The 21,408-nt window shown below is 63.3% G+C and carries 18 protein-coding genes; 2 read left to right on the top strand and 16 right to left on the bottom strand.

The window, feature by feature from the left end:
- Window positions 1-22: 22 nt before the first annotated feature.
- Genes ACZYYX_RS17780 through ACZYYX_RS17765 form a run of 4 tightly spaced genes read right to left on the bottom strand, consistent with a single transcriptional unit; the run spans window position 23 to window position 3,400 of the window.
- Window positions 23-874, bottom strand: coding sequence for an SDR family NAD(P)-dependent oxidoreductase (locus ACZYYX_RS17780; protein WP_463815919.1), 852 nt, complete (start codon window positions 872-874; stop codon window positions 23-25).
- A 10-nt stretch (window positions 875-884) separates the two neighbouring features.
- Window positions 885-2,030: an acetyl-CoA acetyltransferase gene (locus ACZYYX_RS17775; RefSeq protein ID WP_463815918.1), complete on the bottom strand. Its 1,146-nt coding sequence runs from the start codon at window positions 2,028-2,030 to the stop codon at window positions 885-887.
- On the bottom strand, window positions 2,027-3,058 hold the full coding sequence (locus tag ACZYYX_RS17770; RefSeq protein WP_463815917.1) for an acyl-CoA dehydrogenase family protein: 1,032 nt from the start codon (window positions 3,056-3,058) through the stop codon (window positions 2,027-2,029). Before ACZYYX_RS17770 ends, ACZYYX_RS17775 begins: the two co-directional genes overlap by 4 nt.
- On the bottom strand, window positions 3,059-3,400 hold the full coding sequence (locus tag ACZYYX_RS17765) for a hypothetical protein (protein ID WP_463815916.1): 342 nt from the start codon (window positions 3,398-3,400) through the stop codon (window positions 3,059-3,061).
- A gap of 224 nt (window positions 3,401-3,624) precedes the next feature.
- Between ACZYYX_RS17765 and ACZYYX_RS17760 the strand changes: the two genes are divergently transcribed.
- The gene (locus ACZYYX_RS17760) at window positions 3,625-5,523 is read left to right on the top strand and encodes an acrylyl-CoA reductase family protein (protein ID WP_463815915.1); all 1,899 of its coding nucleotides are present in this window, start codon (window positions 3,625-3,627) and stop codon (window positions 5,521-5,523) included.
- Window positions 5,524-5,543: 20 nt separating this feature from the next.
- On the opposite strand, the gene ACZYYX_RS17755 is transcribed toward ACZYYX_RS17760, so the two are convergent.
- From ACZYYX_RS17755 to ACZYYX_RS17740, 4 genes are all read right to left on the bottom strand, one after another.
- Window positions 5,544-6,443 (bottom strand): hydroxymethylglutaryl-CoA lyase, encoded by a 900-nt coding sequence (locus ACZYYX_RS17755; RefSeq protein ID WP_463816491.1) that lies wholly within the window; start codon window positions 6,441-6,443, stop codon window positions 5,544-5,546.
- An 8-nt stretch (window positions 6,444-6,451) separates the two neighbouring features.
- Complete coding sequence (locus tag ACZYYX_RS17750) at window positions 6,452-7,669, bottom strand: CaiB/BaiF CoA transferase family protein (RefSeq protein ID WP_463815914.1); 1,218 nt, start codon at window positions 7,667-7,669, stop codon at window positions 6,452-6,454.
- A complete protein-coding gene (locus tag ACZYYX_RS17745; protein WP_463815913.1) occupies window positions 7,666-8,886 on the bottom strand; it encodes a cytochrome P450 in 1,221 nt (406 codons plus the stop codon). The genes ACZYYX_RS17750 and ACZYYX_RS17745 overlap by 4 nt, the downstream gene beginning before the upstream one ends.
- Before the next feature lie 116 nt (window positions 8,887-9,002).
- Window positions 9,003-10,175, bottom strand: a complete 1,173-nt coding sequence (locus tag ACZYYX_RS17740) for an acyl-CoA dehydrogenase family protein (RefSeq protein ID WP_463815912.1) — start codon at window positions 10,173-10,175, stop codon at window positions 9,003-9,005.
- A gap of 198 nt (window positions 10,176-10,373) precedes the next feature.
- Here ACZYYX_RS17740 and ACZYYX_RS17735 point away from each other — a divergent pair, with 198 nt between their 5' ends.
- Window positions 10,374-11,867 (top strand): class I adenylate-forming enzyme family protein, encoded by a 1,494-nt coding sequence (locus ACZYYX_RS17735; RefSeq protein ID WP_463815911.1) that lies wholly within the window; start codon window positions 10,374-10,376, stop codon window positions 11,865-11,867.
- 80 nt (window positions 11,868-11,947) lie between these two features.
- Here the strand turns inward: ACZYYX_RS17735 and ACZYYX_RS17730 are convergent, their stop codons facing one another.
- The 8 genes from ACZYYX_RS17730 to ACZYYX_RS17695 form a co-directional block, all read right to left on the bottom strand.
- Window positions 11,948-13,024 carry a cytochrome P450 gene (locus ACZYYX_RS17730; protein ID WP_463815910.1) on the bottom strand — a complete coding sequence of 359 codons (1,077 nt, stop codon included), beginning with the start codon at window positions 13,022-13,024 and terminating at the stop codon, window positions 11,948-11,950.
- A 197-nt stretch (window positions 13,025-13,221) separates the two neighbouring features.
- Entirely contained in the window at window positions 13,222-13,410 is a 189-nt protein-coding gene (locus ACZYYX_RS17725) for a ferredoxin (RefSeq protein ID WP_463815909.1), read from the bottom strand.
- Between the two features lie 247 nt (window positions 13,411-13,657).
- On the bottom strand, window positions 13,658-15,142 hold the full coding sequence (locus ACZYYX_RS17720; protein WP_463815908.1) for an MCE family protein: 1,485 nt from the start codon (window positions 15,140-15,142) through the stop codon (window positions 13,658-13,660).
- A 1-nt stretch (window position 15,143) separates the two neighbouring features.
- On the bottom strand, window positions 15,144-16,286 hold the full coding sequence (locus ACZYYX_RS17715; protein ID WP_463815907.1) for a virulence factor Mce family protein: 1,143 nt from the start codon (window positions 16,284-16,286) through the stop codon (window positions 15,144-15,146).
- Window positions 16,283-17,617: an MCE family protein gene (locus ACZYYX_RS17710; protein WP_463815906.1), complete on the bottom strand. Its 1,335-nt coding sequence runs from the start codon at window positions 17,615-17,617 to the stop codon at window positions 16,283-16,285. The genes ACZYYX_RS17715 and ACZYYX_RS17710 overlap by 4 nt, the downstream gene beginning before the upstream one ends.
- Entirely contained in the window at window positions 17,614-18,906 is a 1,293-nt protein-coding gene (locus ACZYYX_RS17705; RefSeq protein WP_463816490.1) for an MCE family protein, read from the bottom strand. Before ACZYYX_RS17705 ends, ACZYYX_RS17710 begins: the two co-directional genes overlap by 4 nt.
- Window positions 18,903-19,931: an MCE family protein gene (locus ACZYYX_RS17700; protein ID WP_463815905.1), complete on the bottom strand. Its 1,029-nt coding sequence runs from the start codon at window positions 19,929-19,931 to the stop codon at window positions 18,903-18,905. Before ACZYYX_RS17700 ends, ACZYYX_RS17705 begins: the two co-directional genes overlap by 4 nt.
- A 25-nt stretch (window positions 19,932-19,956) precedes the next feature.
- Window positions 19,957-21,408, bottom strand: coding sequence for an MCE family protein (locus ACZYYX_RS17695; protein ID WP_463815904.1), 1,452 nt, complete (start codon window positions 21,406-21,408; stop codon window positions 19,957-19,959).

Genomic DNA, 21,408 nt, shown 5'->3' with positions numbered 1-21,408 from the left:
TTGCCACTCCTTCTAGACGTCGTTACCGATCGGGCGCGGCAGATCCAACTGCCGCGGTGGCGATCTGGGAGGAGCCTTCGGCCGAGAGTCCGAGTAACGCGCTGCCGTTGATCGTGAAACCGCCATCCACCGTGACGAGAGAACCCGTGGTAAAGCCGTTTTCGTCTGACGCCAACCACAGTGCGCAGTAGGCGATGTCGTGAGGGATCCCGAGCCGGGGTGTGAGATGTCCTCCGCCTACACCGACGCCGGTATCCGCAGCGTGGGAGATGACGCGCCCGACGCTGATGGTGTTGACCTTGATGTTGTACGGCGCGCCCTCGACGGCAAGCACGCGGGTGATCGCGTTCATGCCCCCCTTGGCTGCGGCGTAGGCAGCGAAGCCACCGATCCCGACCACCGCATGCCCCGACGAGATGTTTATGACGTTTCCTCCCCCGGCCTCCTTGAGGTGGGGCACTGCATACTTCCACGACCAAAAGACGTTGCCGGTCAAGGTGCCACGCATGATGTGTTCCCACTCTGCGGTGGTGTACTGCGTGAGGGGCTTTACGTTGGTACTGATGGCGTCAGTCGGAGCCGCGTTGTTTACCAGAGTGTCCAGCTTGCCGAAGCGCTTGACGACTGCGTCGATGACGTTGCGCACGCTGTCTTCGTCGGTGACGTCGAGCCGAAAGAATTCGGCATCGCCACCCGCCTCACGGATACCGTCGACCACCTTTTCGCCTTTGGTGACGGTACGCCCGGTTACGGCGACTTTGGCCCCTTCGCGGGCGAATAGCTCAGCGATCGTGCGCCCGATTCCCCTCGTCGACCCAGACACGAAGACGACTTTCCCGTGCATCCTCATCTCAGCCTCATGGTGGGCTTGCATGGACACACCGTCAGCCACCAGCCCCGAGAATCATTGTGGCGCTGGAACAGAACCACCCGCCGGTGCCGGAAACACATGCCAATTCGGCGTCGGTGACCTGGCGGGTCCCGCACTCACCGCGCAGTTGCCGGACGGCCTCCACGATCAGGAACAGTCCGCGCTGACCGGGGTGACAGGCAGAGAGCCCGCCGCCGTCGGTGTTGGTGGGCAGCGCTCCGCCGACGTTGAGGCGGCCGCCGCTGACGAAGGCGCCACCCTCCCCCTTCGCGCAGAAACCCAGATCCTCCATCGCCACCACGATCATGTAGGTGAACGCGTCATAGATTTCGCACACGTCGATGTCGGCGGGCGTGACTCCCGCTCGTTCAAATGCCAACGGCCCTGACACCGCCGAGGGTCCCGTGGTCAGATCCGGCCACTGGCTCGTCGACATGTGCGACAGCGCTTCACCGCTGCCCAGCACCCAAACCGGCCTGCCAGGAATGTCCGGGAGGCGATCCTCGGCGACTAGGACCACCGCCGCCGCACCGTCCGAGCGAATGCAGCAGTGCAGTTTGGTGAAGGGATCGGCGATCATCCGGCCGGACACCACGTCGTCGACGCTGATCGGGTCGCGGTAGGCCGCCTGCGGATTGTCCTTCGCGTTTGCGCGGGCCGACACCGCCACTTCGGCCAATTGCTCAATCGTCGTGCCGTATTCGTGCATATGACGACGAGCCGCCATCGCGTATTTGCCGATCAGCGTGTGCCCGTATGGCACCTCCCATTGCAGCGCTCCGCGCGACCCCCAGTCGAGATTGGCCGTCCGCAGGCCTTGGCGCAGATCCGATTTCGCGGTCGAGCCGTAGGTCACCAGGACCACGTCGGCGTGTCCGGCGGCGATGGCATCTGCGGCGTGTGCCACCATCGCCTCCCACGAAGCACCGCCGATCGACGTCGAGTCGAACCACTGCGGGCGCAGGCCGAGATACTCGGCAACTTCCACTGGAGGCATCATTCCCAGGCCGGTTGAGGCCAAGCCGTCGACCTGTTGCGGCTGTAGCCCCGCCTCGCTCAGCGCGCGCCGAGCCGCATCGGCGACGAGGTCGTAGGGGCTGATCTGCCCTTGAGCGACGTCAGCGAGTCCCACGCCCACGATCGCTGCCCGCCGGGTCAACTCGCCGCTCCCAGCATCAGCAGCTCATCGAGATGCGTTGCGCGGGAACCGAAGAGATGGTCCAGGACATGGGCCCGTTTCAGATACAGGTGAACGTCGTGCTCGAAGGTGTAACCCATGCCACCGTGAACTTGAATTGCCTCTGAGGCGTTGGACAACGCCGCCTTGGAGGCCACGATCCTCGCCGCAAGCGCATGCAGTTCCGCGTCGTCGTTGCCCTCCTGCAATGCCAGCGCCGCAAACACCGTCTGCTGCAGTGCAGCTTCGGCGCCAACCGCCATGTCCACGCAGCGATGCTTGATGGCCTGGTTTACACCGATCGGGCGACCGAATTGGACGCGGCTCTTTGCATGTTCGACTGACAGATCGCGGCATGCTTCGGCGATGCCGACGTGCATGGCAGCGGCCAGCACGACGCCTCGCAGCCAGATTGGGTCCGCGTCGGTCGGCACGAAGTTGTGCAGTTTCACCCCGTCGACGTCACAAAGAGCCAGTCGCGATCCGGGATCCAGGCAGTTCGCCGGCGCGCAATGGAAGCCGTCCGACGGCGCCGTGGAAATCAACCCGGCACCGCTACCGTCGGCGAGCAGGACGTAGTCAGCGCCGACCGCATCGAGTGCGTGCACTCGTCCAGACAGTGTGTCCGGGGCGGAACGCACGGCGGTCGTGATGGCCAGACCGCAAAGGACCTCGCCGGAGATCAGCTTCGACGCCAAGTCGGCGTCACCGGACAGCGTCGAGACACGTGCCGCCAGCACCGTTGACAGGAACGGACCGGGCATCAGCGCGCGCCCGAGTTCGCGAAACACCAACGTCTCGTCGGCCAAGCTCATGTCCAGACCCCCGACGGACGCCGGTGCCGATATCCCAAGCAAACCCAGTTCAGAGCCCGCCGACCACTCCTTGAGGGTCAAGGCCGTCGGCTCGTCGCGACGTCGGCGGATCATTTGCGTCGGCTCGACCTGTGAGCAGAAAGCCGCCGCGGCGCCGGCCAATTCGATCTGATCCGGCGATGGCAAAAGGTCCACTCAACGATCCCTACTCTTGTTGGCCACGTCGTACGGCGCGTCGCGCACCCGTAGTGGCCGACCGTCGATCGACAGCGAGTGCGAGCCACCGCGCAGCACCAGCACCTCGAACTCACCGGTCTCCTCGGAACACAACCGCTGTCCGGGTTGCACGCCTGCATCACTGTCGGTGGGCTCGCTCGATGTCGAGTCGGCGACGACATGCATCGCCGCATCCCCACAGCGAACGATCGACGGTGCTGCGGGTGCACGCACCACCATCACCTCCACCGTGTCGACACTGCTCTTCAGACGGAAGCCTGCACGGATGGTTCTCGCCCGTTCACTACTCGGCACAGCCATGAGGGGGACGATAGCCGTCGCAACGTTTCGCCAGGATGTCGAAGACAGTTGTCGGAATTCGATGTCAGAAAGCTGTCGTTGGCGTGTCGGTTCGGCGCAGTGGAGCTGAAACCAGTTTTGCCAGTGGGTGTTTCGTGTCATGATCGCATGACGTTCGACTGCCATGGCGCTGACGCGAGTTGATCTTCCGCACCATCATCGGCCGGTCCATTCCAGGAGGCGACGTGTATTCCCACATAACGCTGGGTTTCAGCGACGGTGTTGCTCATATCCAACTCAATCGCCCCGAGCGGATGAACGCGCTGGGACTCGGCCGCGGGTCCGCCCGTGACGAGATCTCCGATGCGATGCATACCGCCGACAAGGACTCCTCCAGCGGCTGCATCCTGTTAAGCGCGGTCGGCCCCAACTTCTGCGCCGGCGGCGATCTGTCCGGCGCGCCAGAATCGGTTACGCCGTACGACGACTTCAGCTTCGTCCGCCAGCTAGACGACTTCTACACGTCGATACGCCAGGTACGAAAACCGGTAGTCGCCGCAGTCAACGGATTGTGCCTGGGCGCAGGAATGGGGTTGATCGCGCAGTGCGACCTGGTCATCGCCGGCGACGACGCGCGCTTCGGACTCATCGAAGGTCGGATCGGTCAGCCGGGAGCCACCGAACTGGTGCCGATCATCGGCGGCGCATGGGCGAAGTTCCTCATCCTCACAGGTGAACTGATCGATGCCGCGCACGCTGAACGCATAGGCCTCGTACTGACAGTCTTCGAAAATGACCAGTTACACGAGTGCACAACAGAATTGGCGCACAGAATCGCAGCGGTTCCGCGTGAGGCGGCCATCATGAACAAAGCCGCGGTGGACGCTGTCAGCGATGCCATGGGCCGTCAGGCTGGACGCCTGGCTGGCCGCGCATACGACGTCACCACCAAGGCGCACGCCAAATGGGCGACCGCACCCGACGGCCGCCGATTCGCCGACATCATCCGGCAGGAGGGCATGGCCGGCCTGAAGCAGGCCCGCAACGCCCAGTTCAAGGGCTCCTGGCTGTCCCAACGGCTGAGCGCCTCCGAGGTCTCCCCACAAACGTCCATCGCCGCCACCACGACGACGCCACCGATTGGAACTGTCATGAACGAACCGTTTACCGCCATGGTCATCGACGAGGTCGACGGCAAACCCGTTTCCGGCTTCCGGGAACTGACCCAGGCCGATCTGCCCGACCACGACACCTTGGTACAGGTCGACTTCTCGTCCCTGAACTACAAGGACGGCCTGGCCTTGTCCGGGCGTCAGAAGATCGCGCGACGGACACCGCTGATCGGCGGTGCCGACCTCGCCGGCACCGTCGTAGAGAGCCGAAACCCAAGCTGGGCTCCCGGCACTCGGGTGGTCGTCAACGGCTGGGGGATGTCGGAAACCGAGTCTGGCGGCTACACGCGTTATCAGCGGGTCCGCAGTGAGTGGCTGGTCCGCATACCCGAAGCATTCAGCACCGAACAAGCGATGGCCATCGGCACGGCCGGATACACGTCGGCGCTGTGCGTGGATGCATTGGCAAACCGGGGCTCCGTGGGTGATGGACCGGTGCTGGTTACCGGCGCCGCCGGTGGCGTGGGTTCGGTGGCCGTGGCGCTGTTGGCTGCTGCAGGAGTGACAGTCGCGGCGTCCACGGGTCGCGCCTCGACACACGACTACCTCACTGCGTTGGGCGCATCCGAGATCGTCAGCCGGGACGAGTTGCTCTCTCCCGGGCGACCGCTACAGAAGGAGCGGTGGGCTTCCGCGATCGACAGCGTGGGTGGCCAGACGTTGGTCAACGTACTATCCCAGATCCGCTACAGCGGAGCCGTCGCGGCCTGCGGTCTGGCCGGGGGCAACGACATGCCCGGGGCCACCGTGCTCCCCTACATTCTGCGTGGCGTGTCGTTGATTGGCGTCGACTCGGTGATGGCCCCCTTGGCCAAGCGCGAGGCGGCATGGGACCGCTTGGCCAAGGATCTGCGTGCCGATGTCCTCGCCACGATTACCACCGTCGAGCCGATGTCAAGGCTGCCCGAGCTTGCCCACGAGATTCTGGCGGGGCAGACCCGCGGCAGGGTGGTCATCGACGTCACCCGATGAAGGTCAGTCGTGACGCGGCGTCAGGCCGGGGAAACCCAGTCGACGCCGGCACGGCTGACCATGCCGGGCAACTGGTGGCCAAGTTCACCGGCGAGCCAATGGGCGGTGTCCACGACACCGTTGACGTCGACGCCGGTGTGCCTTCCCATACCGTCGAGCATGTAGACCAAGTCTTCGGTAGCGATGTTCCCGGTTGCGGCCGGCGCAAATGGGCAGCCGCCGACACCTCCGGTAGACGCGTCGAGCACACTTGCTCCGACCTGCACAGCCGCAAATGCGTTGGCAAAACCCGTGTTCCGGGTGTTGTGGAAATGGAATCCGATCGGTAGCGGATTCTGTCCCATCTGATCGGACACCCGCGCGTACAGATCCTCCACCTGAGTCGGGACGCCTACGCCGATCGTGTCGGCCAACATAATCTCCGCCGCCCCGCCTGCGGCGAAGTGGGCGGCAAGTGCAGCCACGACGGACGGGGCCACCGGCCCTTCGAACGGACAGCCGAAGGCGGCAGCAATCGACACCGTGACTGGCACCGATGTCTGCGCGGCCAAGGCAACGACCTCGTCCAACTCGGCGACCGTATCGGCCACCGCCTTGCCCTGATTTCGCATGTTGAAGGTCTCGGTAGCGACCACCCCACAGTTGAGTCGGTCGACGCCACTCGCCAACGCACGCTGTGCACCCTTGAGATTCAGGACTAAACCGGTGTATTCGACCCCGGGCCGGCGGACGATCTGGTCGAAGACCAGCTCTGCGTCGGCCATTTGTGGGACGCGGCGGGCGCTCACGAAGCTCCCCACCTCGATCCGGGAGAAGCCGCAGTCCGACAATCGGTTGACGAACTCGACACGCGCCGTCACCGACAACACACGGTCTTCGTTCTGCAGTCCATCGCGAGGACCTACCTCGCAGATCAGCACTTGCGCCACTAGATCGCCCCCTGTTCCCGCAGTACCGCCAGATCCTGATCCCCAAGCCCCAGCAGCGAGCTTAAGACGTCAATGTTGTGCTGTCCGACTTGCTTTGGGCCAGTCCACCGGTGCTGGCCGGGGGTGTCGCTGAACTTCGGCACGAAACCGGGCAGGGCCAATTCACCGAGTTGGTCGTCATGCACGCGCATGACCATTTGCCGTGCCTTGATGTGATCGTCTGCGACGATGTCCGCGACACTGTAGATCGGACTCGTCACCACACCGTGCGCTGTCAGGACCTTGTCGATGTCCGCTGCCTCCCGCCCCGCGGCCCAGTGAGCGATGACTGCGTCGAGTTCGTCGGCATTCGCGCCGCGCGCCAGATGGGTGGCGAACCGCTCGTCGTCGACGAGCTCGGGTTCGTCAATGGCTGCGCAGAGCCGCCTGAACAACGTGTCGGCGTTGGCCGCGATGACGACCCACTTACCGTCCTGGGACTTGTAGATGTTCGACGGCGCGATATTGCGTAACCCGGTACCCGAGGGTTCGCGAATGATTCCGAGCTTGTCGTACTCGGTGAGCGAGCCCTCCAGCATGGCGACACATGATTCGAGGATCGAGGCGTCGACGACCTGGCCGACGCCCGTCTCCAGCCCGTCGCGGCGGTACAGAGCCGCGAGCAATCCCTGCACGGCGAACATGCCGGCAAGCATGTCCCCCATCGAGACTCCGCCACGTGGTGGCGGCTGATCGGGATAGCCGTTGATGTACCGTAATCCGCCCATGGCCTCTCCGGCACTGGCAAACCCGACGCGATCGGCGTATGGGCCCGTCTGGCCATACCCCGACACTCGCACCACTACCAGCCGGGGATTGAGCTCGCGCAACGTGTCCGGCGCAAGGTTCCACTTCTCCAGAGTGCCTGGCCGGAAATTCTCGATCAATGCATCGCTGCGCTTGACGAGTTCACCCAGCAGTCGCTGTCCTTCTGGGTGCGCCAGATTCAAGCTGACGGACTTCTTGTTGCGAGCCAGCGAAGGCCACCACAGACTCTGACCGCTTGCGTCGTGGTGTCCCCATTCGCGCATTGGGTCGCCGCGCCCGGGTGGCTCTATCTTGATCACTTCCGCGCCCATGTCCGCCAGCAAGTGCCCGGCGAAGGGGCCGGCAAGGAGTTGTCCAAGTTCCAGCACCCGTAGGCCCTCGAGGACACCGCCGTTCATGCCCGCCATCATCGTTTCCCTTCATTTGTGCGCACGAGTAGCCTCCTGGGCCCTCGGAGCGCGAGGTTTCGCGGATAGTCGTCGGCACCGACCTCGCGCTCGAGGCGCAGATGCGGCGCGCGTTGTGTCAGCAGTTCTAGGCAAACTGCCATTTCCATACGTGCCAGCGCGGCGCCCTTGCAGTAGTGCGGGCCCCTGCCGAACGCCAGATGTTCGACGGCGTTCGACCGCTCCAGGTCCAGGTGCTCTGGGTTCGGGAACTGGTCGCCATCCCAGTTGCCCGCCGCGAGCAACAAAGCCACCTGCGCTCCCGCGGGAACGTCGACGTCTCCAATCATTACGTCCACGAGTGCTTCTCGACGCCACATCGTCACAGGCGAGTCATAGCGAAGCAGTTCCTCGACTGCCCGGGGAATCCCCGCAGGATCGTCCACGAGTCTTTGCCAGTCCGCTGGCCGTCGCAACAATGCCAGGACACCGTTGGAGATGAAGTTCGTTGTCGTCTCGTGTCCGGCCAATGCCATCGAATACACGACGCTGACCAGATCGGTGAGGTCCGGCGCGTCCGGGTCGGCGTGGTGAAGTCGGATCATGTCGCTGGTGAAGTCGTCGCCCAAATTCTGGACACGCCACGTGACGAATTGATCGCAGTAGTGCCAAAAGTCGACGACGTCTCGAGCAGCCCGCACCTGGTCGTCGACATTGAGGCGACCGTAAGTCAGTTGCGATCGGATGCCCGCCCACGCCTTGATCTGCTCGAAATCTTGCTCGGGGAAACCCAATAGGCCCAATCCGGCGAACGCGGGCAGCGGAAACGCGAGGTCGGCTACGAGGTCGGCTGTGGGCTTGGCAAGCAGGCCGTCGACGAGCTCCTCGCCCTTGGCGCGCACCATCGGTTCGAGCATCTTCAGGCGCCGCACCGACATGCACTTGCGGACCGCTGCAGCGATCATGCTGTGCCGCGGGGGGTCTGCGTTGGTCAGCGCCGGCAGGCGGCGATACCCTCCATCGGTCAGCACGGCCGTCGCCGCCTCGGATAGCGGGCACACCGGTGCGGATGCATTGGCGGCCGAGAATCGCTTGCCGTCACTGGTCGAGAGGACCTCGATGATGTCGGCGTGACGAGTCACGAAGTACATGTCCAGCCGGGGTGAGTAGAACGCGCGATACTGCTCGCTCAGTTGCTGAAACACGGGGTATGGATCGTCCCGTCCGAAGTCCTGCGACAAGGGATCGAAGTCAGCTACGACCGGACAGCGCACGTGCCTTCCCCTCTGCCGTTTGTCTAGCGGCGAAATCTGGTCGACCGTGCCACTCGGTGACTGTCTGCAACATGTCAAAGGGTTCAGCGCGGCAAGCCGAGCACGCGATCGCCGATGATGTTGCGCTGGATTTCGGACGTGCCGCCGCCTATCCCCTGGGAGAACCCCCACAAGTAGCGCTCCGTCCACTTGCCTGCCACAGTGCTCGACGGGTACTGCAGCGCCTCCAATCCGAGGATGTCCAGGCCAAGGCACGTGACTTCCTTCACCAGGTCGGCGTAGTACAGCTTGAGCATGGACCCCTCTGGCCCCGGCGTGTCTACCCGCATGTTGCGACAGATTCCGGCGTAGGTCATCGCCCTCAGCGATGCGACCTCGGCACGCGCAGTGGCCAATCTCCTTGCGACGTCGCGGTCTTCGATAGCTGCGGGCGATCCGCTGGTGTGAGGCGCTCCGCTGGCTAGCGCGATGAGGTCTTCCACCATCACCGCCAACGTCACCTGGTTCGCCGTGAAGGCCGTGCCCCGTTCGAACGACAACGTGGACATCGCTACGGCCCACCCCGAATCGATCTCACCGACCACATTGCTCAAGGGGATGCGAACGTCGTCGTAGAACACCTCGCAGAAATCTGCTGAGCCGTCGATCGTCTCGATCGGACGGATCTCCACGCCGGGACTGTGCATGTCACAGACGACCCAGGTGATACCACGGTGCCTACTGTCGGGCGCACCCGTGCGTACGAGCAACTCTTGGTAGTCAGCCATGTTGGCGAAGCTGGTCCAGATCTTCTGACCGTTGACGACCAAGACGTCACCGTCGATCGTGCCGCGGGTGGACAGTGATGCCAGGTCGGATCCCGCACCCGGCTCGGAGAACCCCTGACACCAGAGTGATTCGCCACGAAGGATTTTCGGCAAGTGGAAGCTCTTCTGCTCGTCGTTGGCCATGGAGATCAACGTGGGTCCGGCGTGACGCAAGCCGACGAAACAGGAATCCATTGCATCCAGCCCGCGACGGGCGTATTCCTCGTGCCAGATCAGTTGCTGCACCATGGTGAGGCCTCTGCCGCCATACTCTGGTGGCCAATCGATTCCGGCCCAGCCGCCGAGCCATTGCGTGTGCTGCCAGCCGAGGTCGTACTCACGCATGGCGGCGGGATCACTCGGGCGCTCCTCACTCGGAGCGTTCTCCTGCAACCAGGTGCGAACCTCATCACGAAACTCGCGCAACTCGGGCGGGAAATACAGGTCCACGCGTCTCCTCGAACTGTCGAGCGGGCAGGTGCCGCAACTGGTCACAGCTCCAGGCTGTTTCTGACATCACGTATAGGTTAGCCGTTCCAAGCCCGTCCGACTCGCCCTGCTGCGTCGAGGACACGGTCCCGAAATGCTCACCTGGATAACGTTCAACGAAACAGCTGCAGCTAGACGATCCCTGAGAGGCCCTGTCGCATGCCGCATCACGAGACGTTGTCCAGCCATTGGTCCCACTCGGTACTCGAAGGGCCGGACCGGCCGTTCCTGCTCTGGGAGTCCTCGACTGGTCAGGTAACGCAATGGAGCTACGGCGAATTCGACAGCCTGGTGGGTCGCGTCGCGGGAACACTGCATGCGGCCGGAGTCACCCCGCAGGCCGGCGTCCATCTGGCCCTCACCAACTCCCCAGCCTTCGTGGCAATATGGCTGGCTGCCATCCGCGTGGGATCGTTCATCGTGCCGTGTGATCCGAATGCTGCGGCGCCCGAAATCGCCGGGCAACTCCAGCGCACCTCACCGGCCGTCGGTGTCGCATCCGTGCGCCGACTGGATACGTATCGCCACGCCGCGTCCGACGTGACGACCGAAGTCATCAGCCTCGACGAAGACGACGTCGAGCTAGCTGTGTTCAACGGTGCCGCGTCCTTCCAGCTCGAAGATCCCGCGCCACTCGACACTGCCGCCATCATGTTCACGTCGGGAACGACGAGTACCCCCAAAGGCGTGGTCATCACTCAGGCGAACTACGCCTTTGCAAGTCAAACCATGGCTGCTGCCGCTGATTTGGGTCCAGACGATCGGCAGTTGGTGGTATTGCCGCTCTTCCACGCCAACGCGCAGTATTACTCCTTTGCGTCCGCGATTGCAGTTGGCGCGAGCATCGCTTTGATGAGTGGATTCTCGGCATCCCGTTTCACCACTCAAGCCGCGCAGTATGGCGCCACGCACGCCAGCCTGTTCGCAGCGCCGATACGAATGATCCTGGCGCGCGGCGCCGTTCATCGCGACGACCTCAAGTTGCGTCACGTCTGGTATGCGCAGAACGTCACGGTCGAGCAGTACCGTTCGCTCAGTACGCTTCTCGGATGCCGGCCACGGCAGCTGTACGGCATGACCGAAACCATCCCGGCAGTCTTGTCGGCATCGGCCAAGGATGCGAATGGAGACGGATCGATCGGCGGCCCCACGCCGGGGTGTGCGGTTACCTTGAGAGACGTCGACCGCGATGGTGTGGGGGAACTCCTGGTGGGCGGCAGGCCGGGTCTGGAGTTGTTCCGCGGTTACCTAGACGACACCGCTACCACGGCAAAAGCGTTCACTGCAGATGGATGGTTTCGCACAGGGGACCTAGCGCGATGCGAAGGCGGCCGGTACTACTTTGCCGGCAGGCGCAACGACGTGCTCAAGGTCGCCGGCGAGAACGTGTCACTTCCCGAAGTGGAAGCGGTGCTTGCCGAGCATCCGTCGGTCTTCGACGTGGCCGTCGTCGGACGTCCGGATCCGATCCGCGACGAAGTTCCGGTGGCCTACGTGGTCGCGCAAGAACAGACGACCCGCCCGTCCGCCGAAGAGCTGGAGCAGTGGTGTGCTGCCCGGTTGAGTCCCCTCAAGCGTCCACGCGACTACATCTTCGTCGACGAGCTTCCGCGCACGTCGGTCGGCAAGGTTCGGAAGTTCCTGCTGCGCTGATGCCTTCGTCGGCACAGCGCCCGACTGTCGCAATGGCGTCCGCAGCCATTGCGACAGTCGGTCAAACTCATCCGGGCCGTCTAGCCCACGGACTTGCGCTGCCCAGGGGTAAAGGTGATGGGAAGGTGTCGCACCGCGTACACCGCACTGGCATCGTCATAGCGAACCACGTCACTCGTGGTAACCGCTAAATCGGGAATGCGTGTCAGCAACTCGCTGATCATGATCTTGAACATTGCCCTGGCCAGGTTCGACCCCAGGCATCGGTGCACGCCGAGCCCAAACGCCATGTGCCGAGTGACCTTGCGGGACAGGTCGATCGTCTCAGGATCGTCGAACTGACTCGGATCGCGATTGGCAGCTGCGTACATGACGAATACCTGATCGCCCTTCTTCAGCTGTCGCCCGTGGAACTCGGTGTCCTTGGTCACCGTCCTCGGCAGTCCCAACACCGGAGTTGCATAGCGCAAGAACTCCTCCGTACCCTGACCCAGCACCGACGGGTCGGCGAGGATTTGCTCGCGCAACTCCGGCTGAGAGTCGATGAGCAGCAACGAATTCGCCGTCAGACCGGCCGTCGTGTCCATGCCGCCGAGTATCAGCAGGAACACCATGTTGGCCAGTTCGTCATCCGTCAGCGTGCGACCGTCGCGCTCTGCAACCGCCAACTCCCCCAGCAGTCCCGGCTTGGGCTGAGCCCTCGCCAAGCCAATTTCTTGGTAGATCTCGCCGAACATCGTCATGACCTTCTGCACCGCGAGTTCGGGGTCGACACCCATGTCGTGAACGAATCCGTGGACCCACGACACCCACTCCGGCCATCGGGAAGAGTCGAGCCCCAGCATGTGCAGCATCATCTGAGCCGGTAGAGGCGTGAACAACTCGTCCGACAGGTCGGCTTTTCCTCGCTCGATGAACTGGTCGATCAAGTCGTTCGTCATGTCCGTGATGACCGGCTGCATCTCACGAACCGACCCGGGCGACAATGCCGCCAGCAGGAATGAGCGGTACAAGCCCAACTCGGGCTGGTCGTAATCGATGGGTGCGAGGCTGCCGGCGCCGGGCTGCGGCGGTATCCCGCGACCGTGCTCGTTGGGCCTGCTGCTGAAGATCTCTGGGGTGTGCAGCGCCTCGAACGCCAAGTCGTAGCTCGTCAACAACCAAAATCCCCCTGCGTGACTGGATTTCGCGACAGGGCACCTGGATTGTAGCTCCGACAGAGCCCGCAGCGGATCTCTCGCGAACGCCAAGGAGTGATGGTCGAGATCGGTGTCGAACGCGTCGGCTGCTTGCGACGGGGAATGGTCGGTTGATGTCATCGATGGACTCCGTACTGTTGCTTCCTCATCGGCGGTCAGGAGATCGTGAAAACGCGCTCAGGGCATGCTTCGGCTCCCCGGCGGGCTCGATCCTGGTCGTCTGGTGCCACCTCACCCGATGTGGAGGCGATCTGACCTATGTCGTCCAAGGCGAAGTAGTCATCAGACATCAGCGCACATAGTGCGTGTCCCTGGCACTTCGAACTGTCGATCTCGATGTTCATCACGACTCCTTCGGCGAGTGAGCGGCTATCGGTCATCAGTGCGCCGGCATCGAGGGCTTCGCAAACTGGTGCGTTGATGTAACTGCGCGACTTTCATGGCACCCCTTCGTCGATGTCGGTCGTGTCAAGTCACGCGCAGCAGGGCGCTCGGCCTAGAGCAAGCACGAACGCCGTAATGACCCTCCGCGGGGCACCAACCGATCACCATCAAGGTAAGCGACCAAAGATGTCCGTTGGATGTCGGCAATCACGGAGTAGGAGGCATGACCATGTCTTCCCACCTTCGCTCCGTCGGCGCGTTCTGGCCAAGATCTGACCGGGTGTGGATCTGTCCATCGGGTGCGACGTAACTCCCTGTGGCTGGGTCATATTCGGCGACGGCCAGCGAAGGGGCAGCAGGTGGTGCGGCGGGTGGTGGTGGCTGCGTACCGGGCGGGGCCGCGGCGCGCGGTGGATCCTTCGGCCCTAGTTGAGGGACGTCTTGGCCCGACAAGGTGGCGTTCGGATCGCCCTTCCAGTTGAACCCGTCGTTGAGTGGCACGTACTGCTCATCGCTGTCGCACATCCACACGAAGGGCGCGCGCTTGCCGGGATGGGTCAGACACGGCAGGTTTTTTGCGCCACGGACGTTGAAGGGTGAATCCTGCGGTGTCCGGCAATAGACATCGCCAGCCGGACGGTCCGGTGCGTCGATTGCGACGGGAGTCCGGCGCTGCTGGGCCGGCAAGAATCCAGTGGTGCAGGGTGGGGGCAAGTTGAAGTTGAGATTGAAGTTGAGGTAACCGCCGGCATAGTCTTGCTGGGTGTTCAGATCTGGGACGGCGCCGGCTTGAATGTTGGCCACTCCCTGTGGGATTAGCACCAACAGCTGCTCGATGGCTGGTTGGTAGTCGAGCGCGATCTTCCCGACGGTCACGAGATTTGCCAAGATCACCGGCAACGTTGGTTGTAATCGGTCGACGAGTTTGTGGGCCTCGTCGGCGGCGGAGCCGCCGTTCTCGATCACTCCCGCCAAGGCGGCATCGTTGTCGCGCAGCTGTCCGGTAATCGTTGCCAGATGCGCCGCCCAGGCTTGGATCGAATCCGCTGTCTCGGTTTGACTGTCGAGCACTGGGGCGGATTGGTCGATCAGCGTTGTCAGCGAGTCCAAGTTGGCATGGGCGTCGATGGCAATTTGGCTTGCTCCCTTGACGATTCGCGACAGTTCGGGTCCCAACCCTCCGACCGCGACAAAGGACTCGTCGACCACGGTCTTCAGGGCGTCGTGCGGGATCGCCTGCAGTCCGCGATTTCCTTCGTCGAGCAACGAATCGATGGCCGGCGGCACCGAGGTGTCCTCAATGCCGATGACGTCGCCGTCCTTCAGCGGCGCAGCAGAGCCATCACGCGGCAACAGTGCAACGTACTGCTCTCCGAGCGCGGACTGGCTGTGTATTTGCGCTGTCAGATTCGAGGGAATGTCGATCCCCGACTGCAGCGACAGCACCGCGGCGACACCGCCGTTCTCGTTGAGGTCGACCGATCCGACCGTGCCGACTTTGGTACCGCGGTAGGTGACGATGGCGCTGGGATACAAGCCGCCGGAGGTCGCCAAATCAACGGTGACGGTGTAGCGACCGATACCCAGCATCGTCGGCACCCTGATATACCCGACGGCCATCACGGTTCCCGCCACCAGAGAAATGACGGCGAATATCACCAGCTGAATGAATGTACGTCGGTTCACTCGCATCTTATGGCCCCTGATCGAGGTGGTAGGGCGCAACTAAGGGGTTGCCGTACGTGTACGGGCTGGGCAATTGGCCGATGGTGCGTCCCCACTGCATCTCCAACGCCGTCAGCTTGCCCTCAAACCGGGTTCCGGTGAGGAAACTCGCGTCCAATCGGCTGAGCGTAAGGTCGATGACGGCAGTCAAGTTGCCGTAATCCCCGCGGACCCAATTTTCGATGTACTCGTTCGGCCAAGGATAGGTCGCAAGGATGCTCAGCGAGCGCGTCAACGCCGGACCCGCGTTGGCGGCCGAACGTAGTACTGGCGCAATATCCTTGAGCTCGGTGACCAGACTTTCCTTGGTCTGGTCGACCGAATCGGCAGTGACGGCGCTGAACTTTCCGAGCCGATCGATCGCTTCGGAGATGTTGTCCCGTTCGTCACGCAGCACGGCAAGCGCGTCGGGAATGGTTTTCAGCGCCTTGCCCAGGACTGGCTTCTGGTCGGCGAATCTACCCACCAGCCGATTGAGGCTGTCAGTGGCGTTGATGATGTCACCGGTCTGGTCGTCGACGGCCCCGACGAACCGGTCGAGTTGCTCGATGAGGCTGCGCAAGTCGCGTTCTCGACCGCGCAGCGCAGTGGAGAACGTTTCCACGACGTCCTGTAACTGACCAACACCGCCTCCGTTCAGCATGAGCGAGATCGCACCCAGGGTCTGCTCGGTGGTCGGGTAGGCACCACCGTTTTGCAGAGGAATCAGCGAACCGTCGTGCAGCCGACCTACCGGCGCCTCATCCCCTGGCGCCGCGAGTTGAATATGCTGTGAGCCCAGCAGACTCGTCTGGCCCATCTTCGCCGTCGCATTCGCTGGCAACACGACCCCAGCGTTGAGGCGCATCGTCAGCAACGCGTGCCAACCCTGGCGCTCGATCCGAATGACGCTGCCCACGTTGACGTCGCCGACCAGAACCCGCGAATTCGGTTCGATGTTGTTGACGTCGGGCAGCTGGGCCTGGACCACGTAGGAGCCGGGTCCGCCGCCCTCGGTGCCCGGCAAGGGCAACGAGTTGAGGCCTCGCCATTCGCAACTCGACACTGACACCGTCGTGAGAGCCAGGACGGCCATTGCCGTTGCGGTGCGCCGACGAAAGGTCGCGGTCATGACCCGGCCCCACTGGGCACCATCATGCCAGGCAGGCCCGCTGCCGGATCAACTGGCACCGCCGGCGACTCGGCCGGGAGCGGAGCCTGCGGGATGGGCGCGTCACCGGGTTGACCAGGGGGTGTCACAGCGGGCGGAACGTAATCGGGCCGCATCCAATCCTCGCTGAAGGTGACCTCGTTGGGCCGCGCCTGCGCGCCGACGGGAAGGAACGGCACCAACGGGGCACCGTTGGTGCCGATGGGGCCGAGAAAGTTGTACTGCCGGTTCTTGAAGATCGGGGCCAGGTACTGGACGCACAGCTTCGCAGACTGTTCGGCACCCAGCCGTGAGGCGGCCTGGATGGCGCTGCAGATGAATTGAATCGGATTGCTGAAGTTGGTGCCAGACAAGGCGCCGGTTATCCCCAAGTTTGCGGGCTCGTAGATGTTGATGAAGTTCGACAGCCCGGTTGGGGCTACGTGGAGCGTCTGCTTGAGGTCTTCTGAACTCTCGCCGAGCGCCTGGGTGATTTCGGCAAGCTTGTCGAATGTCGTGCCGACCGAGTCACGGTTCTCGACGAGGAAGCCCTGCATGTCGGTGACGGCAGCGTTCAGGTCGGCGACCGCGGTACCAACCTCGTTGGGGTCGTTGGCCAATAGCGCAGTAACGGCGGCAAGGTTCCCATTCAAGTCACGCATGATGTCGGTGCTGTCGTGCAACGCCGAGACCAGCACGGACAAGTTCTTCAGTGTTCCGAAGAGGTCTCCGGATTGCCCGCCCAGAATGGACAGGGTCTGCGACAGCTTGATGACTGCGTCACGGATGTTGGCGCCCTGTCCACGCAAGTTGTCGGCGGTGGTGGTGACGAATGCGCCCAACGTCGACACCCCGCCGGGCTGAGTCGGCGCCAGAGTGCGATTCAGCTTTTCCAGTTGATCGCGCAGATCGTCCCACTCCACCGGCACCGCGGTGCGCTCCTGGGGAATGACCGCGCCGTCATCCATCTCGGCTCCGGTCGTGTAGACCGGCGTGAGCTGAATGAACCGTGCCGACACCAGGGTTGGTGAAATGATCACAGCCTTGGCATCAGCGGGGACCTTGTACTTTGCGTCCACCGTGAAGGTGACCTTGGCCCGCTGCGGCTGCGGCTGGATCGTTTCGATGTGGCCGACCGGGACGCCGAGGATGCGGACATCGTCGCCAGGATAGATGCCGTTGGTGTTGTCGAAATATGCAGTGAGCTTCGTCTCGCTGACGGGACTGGACTGCGTGGCGACGAGCAAGCCACCGACCAGCAGCGCCACCAGTACCGCCGACAGCGCGACGCGGACACCCTTGGCTGCGATCATGGCGTCGGCTGTCCTGACTCGATTGGGGGATCGTTCGAATACACCGGGGCCGGAGTGGGCCCGACCTGCTCTGTGCCAGGCAGCGGCGGGCCGGGTGGCGGTCCGCCGGGCGGCGGGGCAGGTAGCGGCTCTCGATAGGGGTAGCGCGGATCGCCAGGATTGCCGGTGATGGCGTCAGGCAGGGTGATTCTGGGTTCGCCGCCCTGTCCTGTTCGTGGGTACGGGACCGGCAGCGGCGGTGTCGCAACTTGACCTGTCTGCGGATCGGTGAGCTCCGATGGCAACTTCACATTGGGGTCCAGCCCCAGATCGGAGAATGCTGCGTCGATGAACGGCTGCAGGAACTGTCCGGGCAACAAGTTGGCGACATAGGCGTTGAAGAATGGCCCCGAGGACACCGACTCGCCGAGCGACATCGCGTAGGAATTGAGCCGCTTGATCGCGTCCTGCAAGCGTCCCTTGCGGTTGGCGACGATGGTCAACACTCCGTTGAGCTTGTCCACCGACGGCTTGAACTGCTCGCGGTTTTCGGCGACGAACGCCGACAGCTGTTTTGCAAGGCCCGATAGGTTTCCCGAGAACTGGTCCAACGCATCGCTTTCCACACGGAGCTGGGCGAGCAACGCGTTGGTCTGACTGATCAAGGTGATCACTTGATCGCTGTGTTCGGCCAGGACCCTTGTCGCCTTGTTGGCATTGGACAGCAGGTTTCGCAGTTCGGCATCACGGTCGTTGAGCGATTGCGAGAAGCGCGAGAGTCCCTTGACGGCGGCTTGCACATCCGGTGGGGTGTTCGCGAATGTCTGCGCCATCGTGTCGAGTGACTGCGACAGTTGGCCGGTGTCAAGCCGGTCGACCGTGGTCGCCAAATCTCCAAGAGCATCCGCCAACTGGTAGGGCGGTGTGGTCCGCTCAACCGGGATGGGGCCCCTCAGCTCGCCGTCGCCACGCGGGATGACCTCCAGGATCCTGCTGCCTAGAAGGCTTTTGGTCTTCACGGCTGCCTCCGTGCGGTCGCCGAGGCGAGCGCTGTCGTCGATGCTGAATATCACCACCACCTGTGCGCCCTCCAGCGACACACTCGACACCTTGCCTACCTCGTAGCCGGACACCTGCACAGCGGCGCCCGGCGAGAGCCCTCCGGCCTCACTGAAGTAGGCCGAGTACTGCTTTTCCGAGCTCACGAAGGGCAGCTTGTCGTAGTTGAGTGCCGCCAGCACGACGACGCCAGTCAGCGCCACGCCCACCATGGCAATGGCAATCGGGTTGCGCTCCGAAAAGGATTTCATTTCAGCGCACACCTTCCCGTGGCTTGGCCGGCGACCTTGACGAAAACCGGCTGGCCCCCTTTGCCGTTGAACTTGAGCACCGCGTCGCAGAGGTAGAAGCTGAAGAAGTCTCCATAAAGGCCCAACCGCCCCAGTGCCCGATACTTGTCCGGCAACGTGTTGAGAATTCTGTCGACGTACTCGTGGTCGGCAACCACGATTCCGGAGGCTCGATCATTTTCTGCGACAACTTCTTTCAACGGCGGGCGCGCCTGAGTCAACAGATCGGCGACGGTGCCGCTGACCTCGTTGACATGCGCTATTCCGGCGCTGATGTCGGTCTTACGGGCGGCCAGCGAGTCGACGAGGTCAGAGAGCGAGGTGACCGTTTTGTCGAGCTGTTCGCTCTGGTCACCCAGCGATCCCAGGACGACGTTCAGGTTGCCGATCACCTGCCCGATCAGCTGGTCGCGATCGGCCAGCGTATTGGTCACCTCCGCGGTTTGCGCCAGGAAGGAGCTGATCGTGGCGCCCTCACCCTGGAACGCCGCGATCAATTGGCCGGAAAGCGCATTGACCTGGTCCGGATTCAACGCGCGAAACAGCGGACGGAAGCCACCGATCAAGGCATCCAGATCGAGCGCCGGCTCGGTGCGGCTCAGCGGGATGGTGGAGCCCGGCCGAAGCACATCGGTGTCGCCGACTCCCTCCTCCAAGCCCAGATACCGGCCACCGAGGAGGTTGTCGTAGCGGATCGCGGCTTTGCTGCCCTCGGTCAGCACTACCGACCGATCGGTGCCGAACTCGACCGACAAGGTGGTATCGGGCATGAGGGTGATCGTCCTGACCTTGCCGACTTCCACCCCCGCGATCCGCACGAAGTCACCGCTCTTGAGGCCGGTGATGTTGCTGAACTCGGCCCGGTAGACATTTTCCTTGTCGAACCGCAGTTGCCCGAAAATGGCCAGTAGCGCGAAGATCCCAAGCAGGCACACGACGCCGAAGACGGCGAACCGCCAGACGGCACCAGCGAAGTTGTCTTTCACGACGTCATTCCCTCGAAACTCTGGGTCATGGTGCGGGTGCCGCCGGATCCGTCGGCGCCGCCTCGGGGATCAGAGGCTCTGGTCGCGGGGGAAGTCCGGCTACGACCCGTGGCGCGACCGGCGTACCGGGCACGGGTACGGGGGGCGGCGTTCCGGCTGGTGGAAGCCCGGGCCACAACGGCACCCCGCCGGGTCCATACAGCGATGCACCGTACGGCGGCATACCGGGCGCGGTAACCGGTCCGATCGCGGGCCCGGGAAGGCAGTCGCGAATGCTCGGCGGTTCCGGGATCGCCCGCGTCACCGGGAGGAAGTTCGCGTAGCACGTCTGCGCCGACACCCCGGGGTTGGGCCGAATGTCGAGCCCAGTGCCCCAGCCGGTGTTGGTGATGAGTTGGCGTACGGGCATCATCTTCGACGCATCGGGCAGCGACCCGCAGCTGGGCTTGCCGCCGGGGCCGCCCTTCGCCGCCACGATCGGCAAGTTATCGGGATAGTTGTACTTGTCGTTGCTGAAAAGAATCGTCGAGTCGGATACGTTCGTGCGTCCGTTCCCGCCGAGACCGAAAGCTCCGTTGTCGAGGAACCACTTTGCTCCGACCAAAGTGCACGTGAGTACCGGATCATATTTCAACAGCAGGTTGGTGGTGGGCGCGAGAATGTTCACCGCGTCGATGAGATTCTGCTGGTTCGGTGCGATCAGGTCCGTTCCTGCACGGGAAAGACCAATTGTGTTGAGCAACAACGTGTCCAGCGAGGCAGCGTGTCGGGTGACCGTGTCACTCGTAGTGCTGGCGGCATCGAGCACGGAGACTATGTCCTGAGCAGCTGCGCCGTAAGCGTCGCTGAAACCCGTCAGGGCGCGGAAGTCCTGGCGAATGGTCTCGCTGCGCGGGTTCGTTTGGAGCAGTACTTGATTCGCGTCGGTGATCGCTTGCCCGATGCGGTCTCCCTGGCCTCGGAATCCCTCGGACAGTGCGCCCAACACCGCGTTCAGCTTGGCCGGGTCGATCTGGTCGAGCAATCCGACCAAGTTCTCGAACACCGTGTTCACCTCGGTGGTGACATTGCGGGACACCAGGACTGCCCCCGCGGCCAACCGCGCGGGGCTGGGGTCGTCAGGGTAGATCAAGTCGACGTACTTCGCGCCGAAAGCCGTCGTGGCACGAATCTGAGCACCGACATTGGCCGGGATGTGGCGGACTTGATCGGCGTCGATGTCCAACTTCAACTCGGCAGTTTGCTGCCGGCCGGTGACGCCGCTGACCTGTCCGACCTGCACACCGCTCAGCATGACCTTGGCCCCGGAGTCCATCACCAGACCCGACCGCTCTGACGTCACCGTCACGGAAACATACGAATTCAAACTGCCGCTGTATGCGACCGCCGTCCCCAGGACCATCGCGAAGATGACCGCGATGAGTATCGCCGTCCACCACGCCGGGTGCAGTTGTCGCTCCCCCGATCTGGATTCCAC

The organism is Mycobacterium sp. IDUB_1, assembly GCF_055419625.1.
Note: the sequence above shows the minus strand (reverse complement) of the source record. Positions and strands in the feature narration are given on the sequence as shown.

Excerpts from the sequence above, each read along its gene's own strand:
- ACZYYX_RS17780 (WP_463815919.1), bottom strand. The coding sequence starts at position 874 with ATGCAAGCCCACCATGAGGCTGAGATGAGGATGCACGGGAAAGTCGTC.
- ACZYYX_RS17765 (WP_463815916.1), bottom strand. The coding sequence starts at position 3,400 with ATGGCTGTGCCGAGTAGTGAACGGGCGAGAACCATCCGTGCAGGCTTC.
- ACZYYX_RS17750 (WP_463815914.1), bottom strand. The coding sequence starts at position 7,669 with ATGATGGCGGGCATGAACGGCGGTGTCCTCGAGGGCCTACGGGTGCTG.
- ACZYYX_RS17735 (WP_463815911.1), top strand. The coding sequence starts at position 10,374 with ATGCCGCATCACGAGACGTTGTCCAGCCATTGGTCCCACTCGGTACTC.
- ACZYYX_RS17725 (WP_463815909.1), bottom strand. The coding sequence starts at position 13,410 with ATGAACATCGAGATCGACAGTTCGAAGTGCCAGGGACACGCACTATGT.
- ACZYYX_RS17720 (WP_463815908.1), bottom strand. The coding sequence starts at position 15,142 with ATGCGAGTGAACCGACGTACATTCATTCAGCTGGTGATATTCGCCGTC.
- ACZYYX_RS17715 (WP_463815907.1), bottom strand. The coding sequence starts at position 16,286 with ATGACCGCGACCTTTCGTCGGCGCACCGCAACGGCAATGGCCGTCCTG.
- ACZYYX_RS17710 (WP_463815906.1), bottom strand. The coding sequence starts at position 17,617 with ATGATCGCAGCCAAGGGTGTCCGCGTCGCGCTGTCGGCGGTACTGGTG.
- ACZYYX_RS17705 (WP_463816490.1), bottom strand. The coding sequence starts at position 18,906 with ATGAAATCCTTTTCGGAGCGCAACCCGATTGCCATTGCCATGGTGGGC.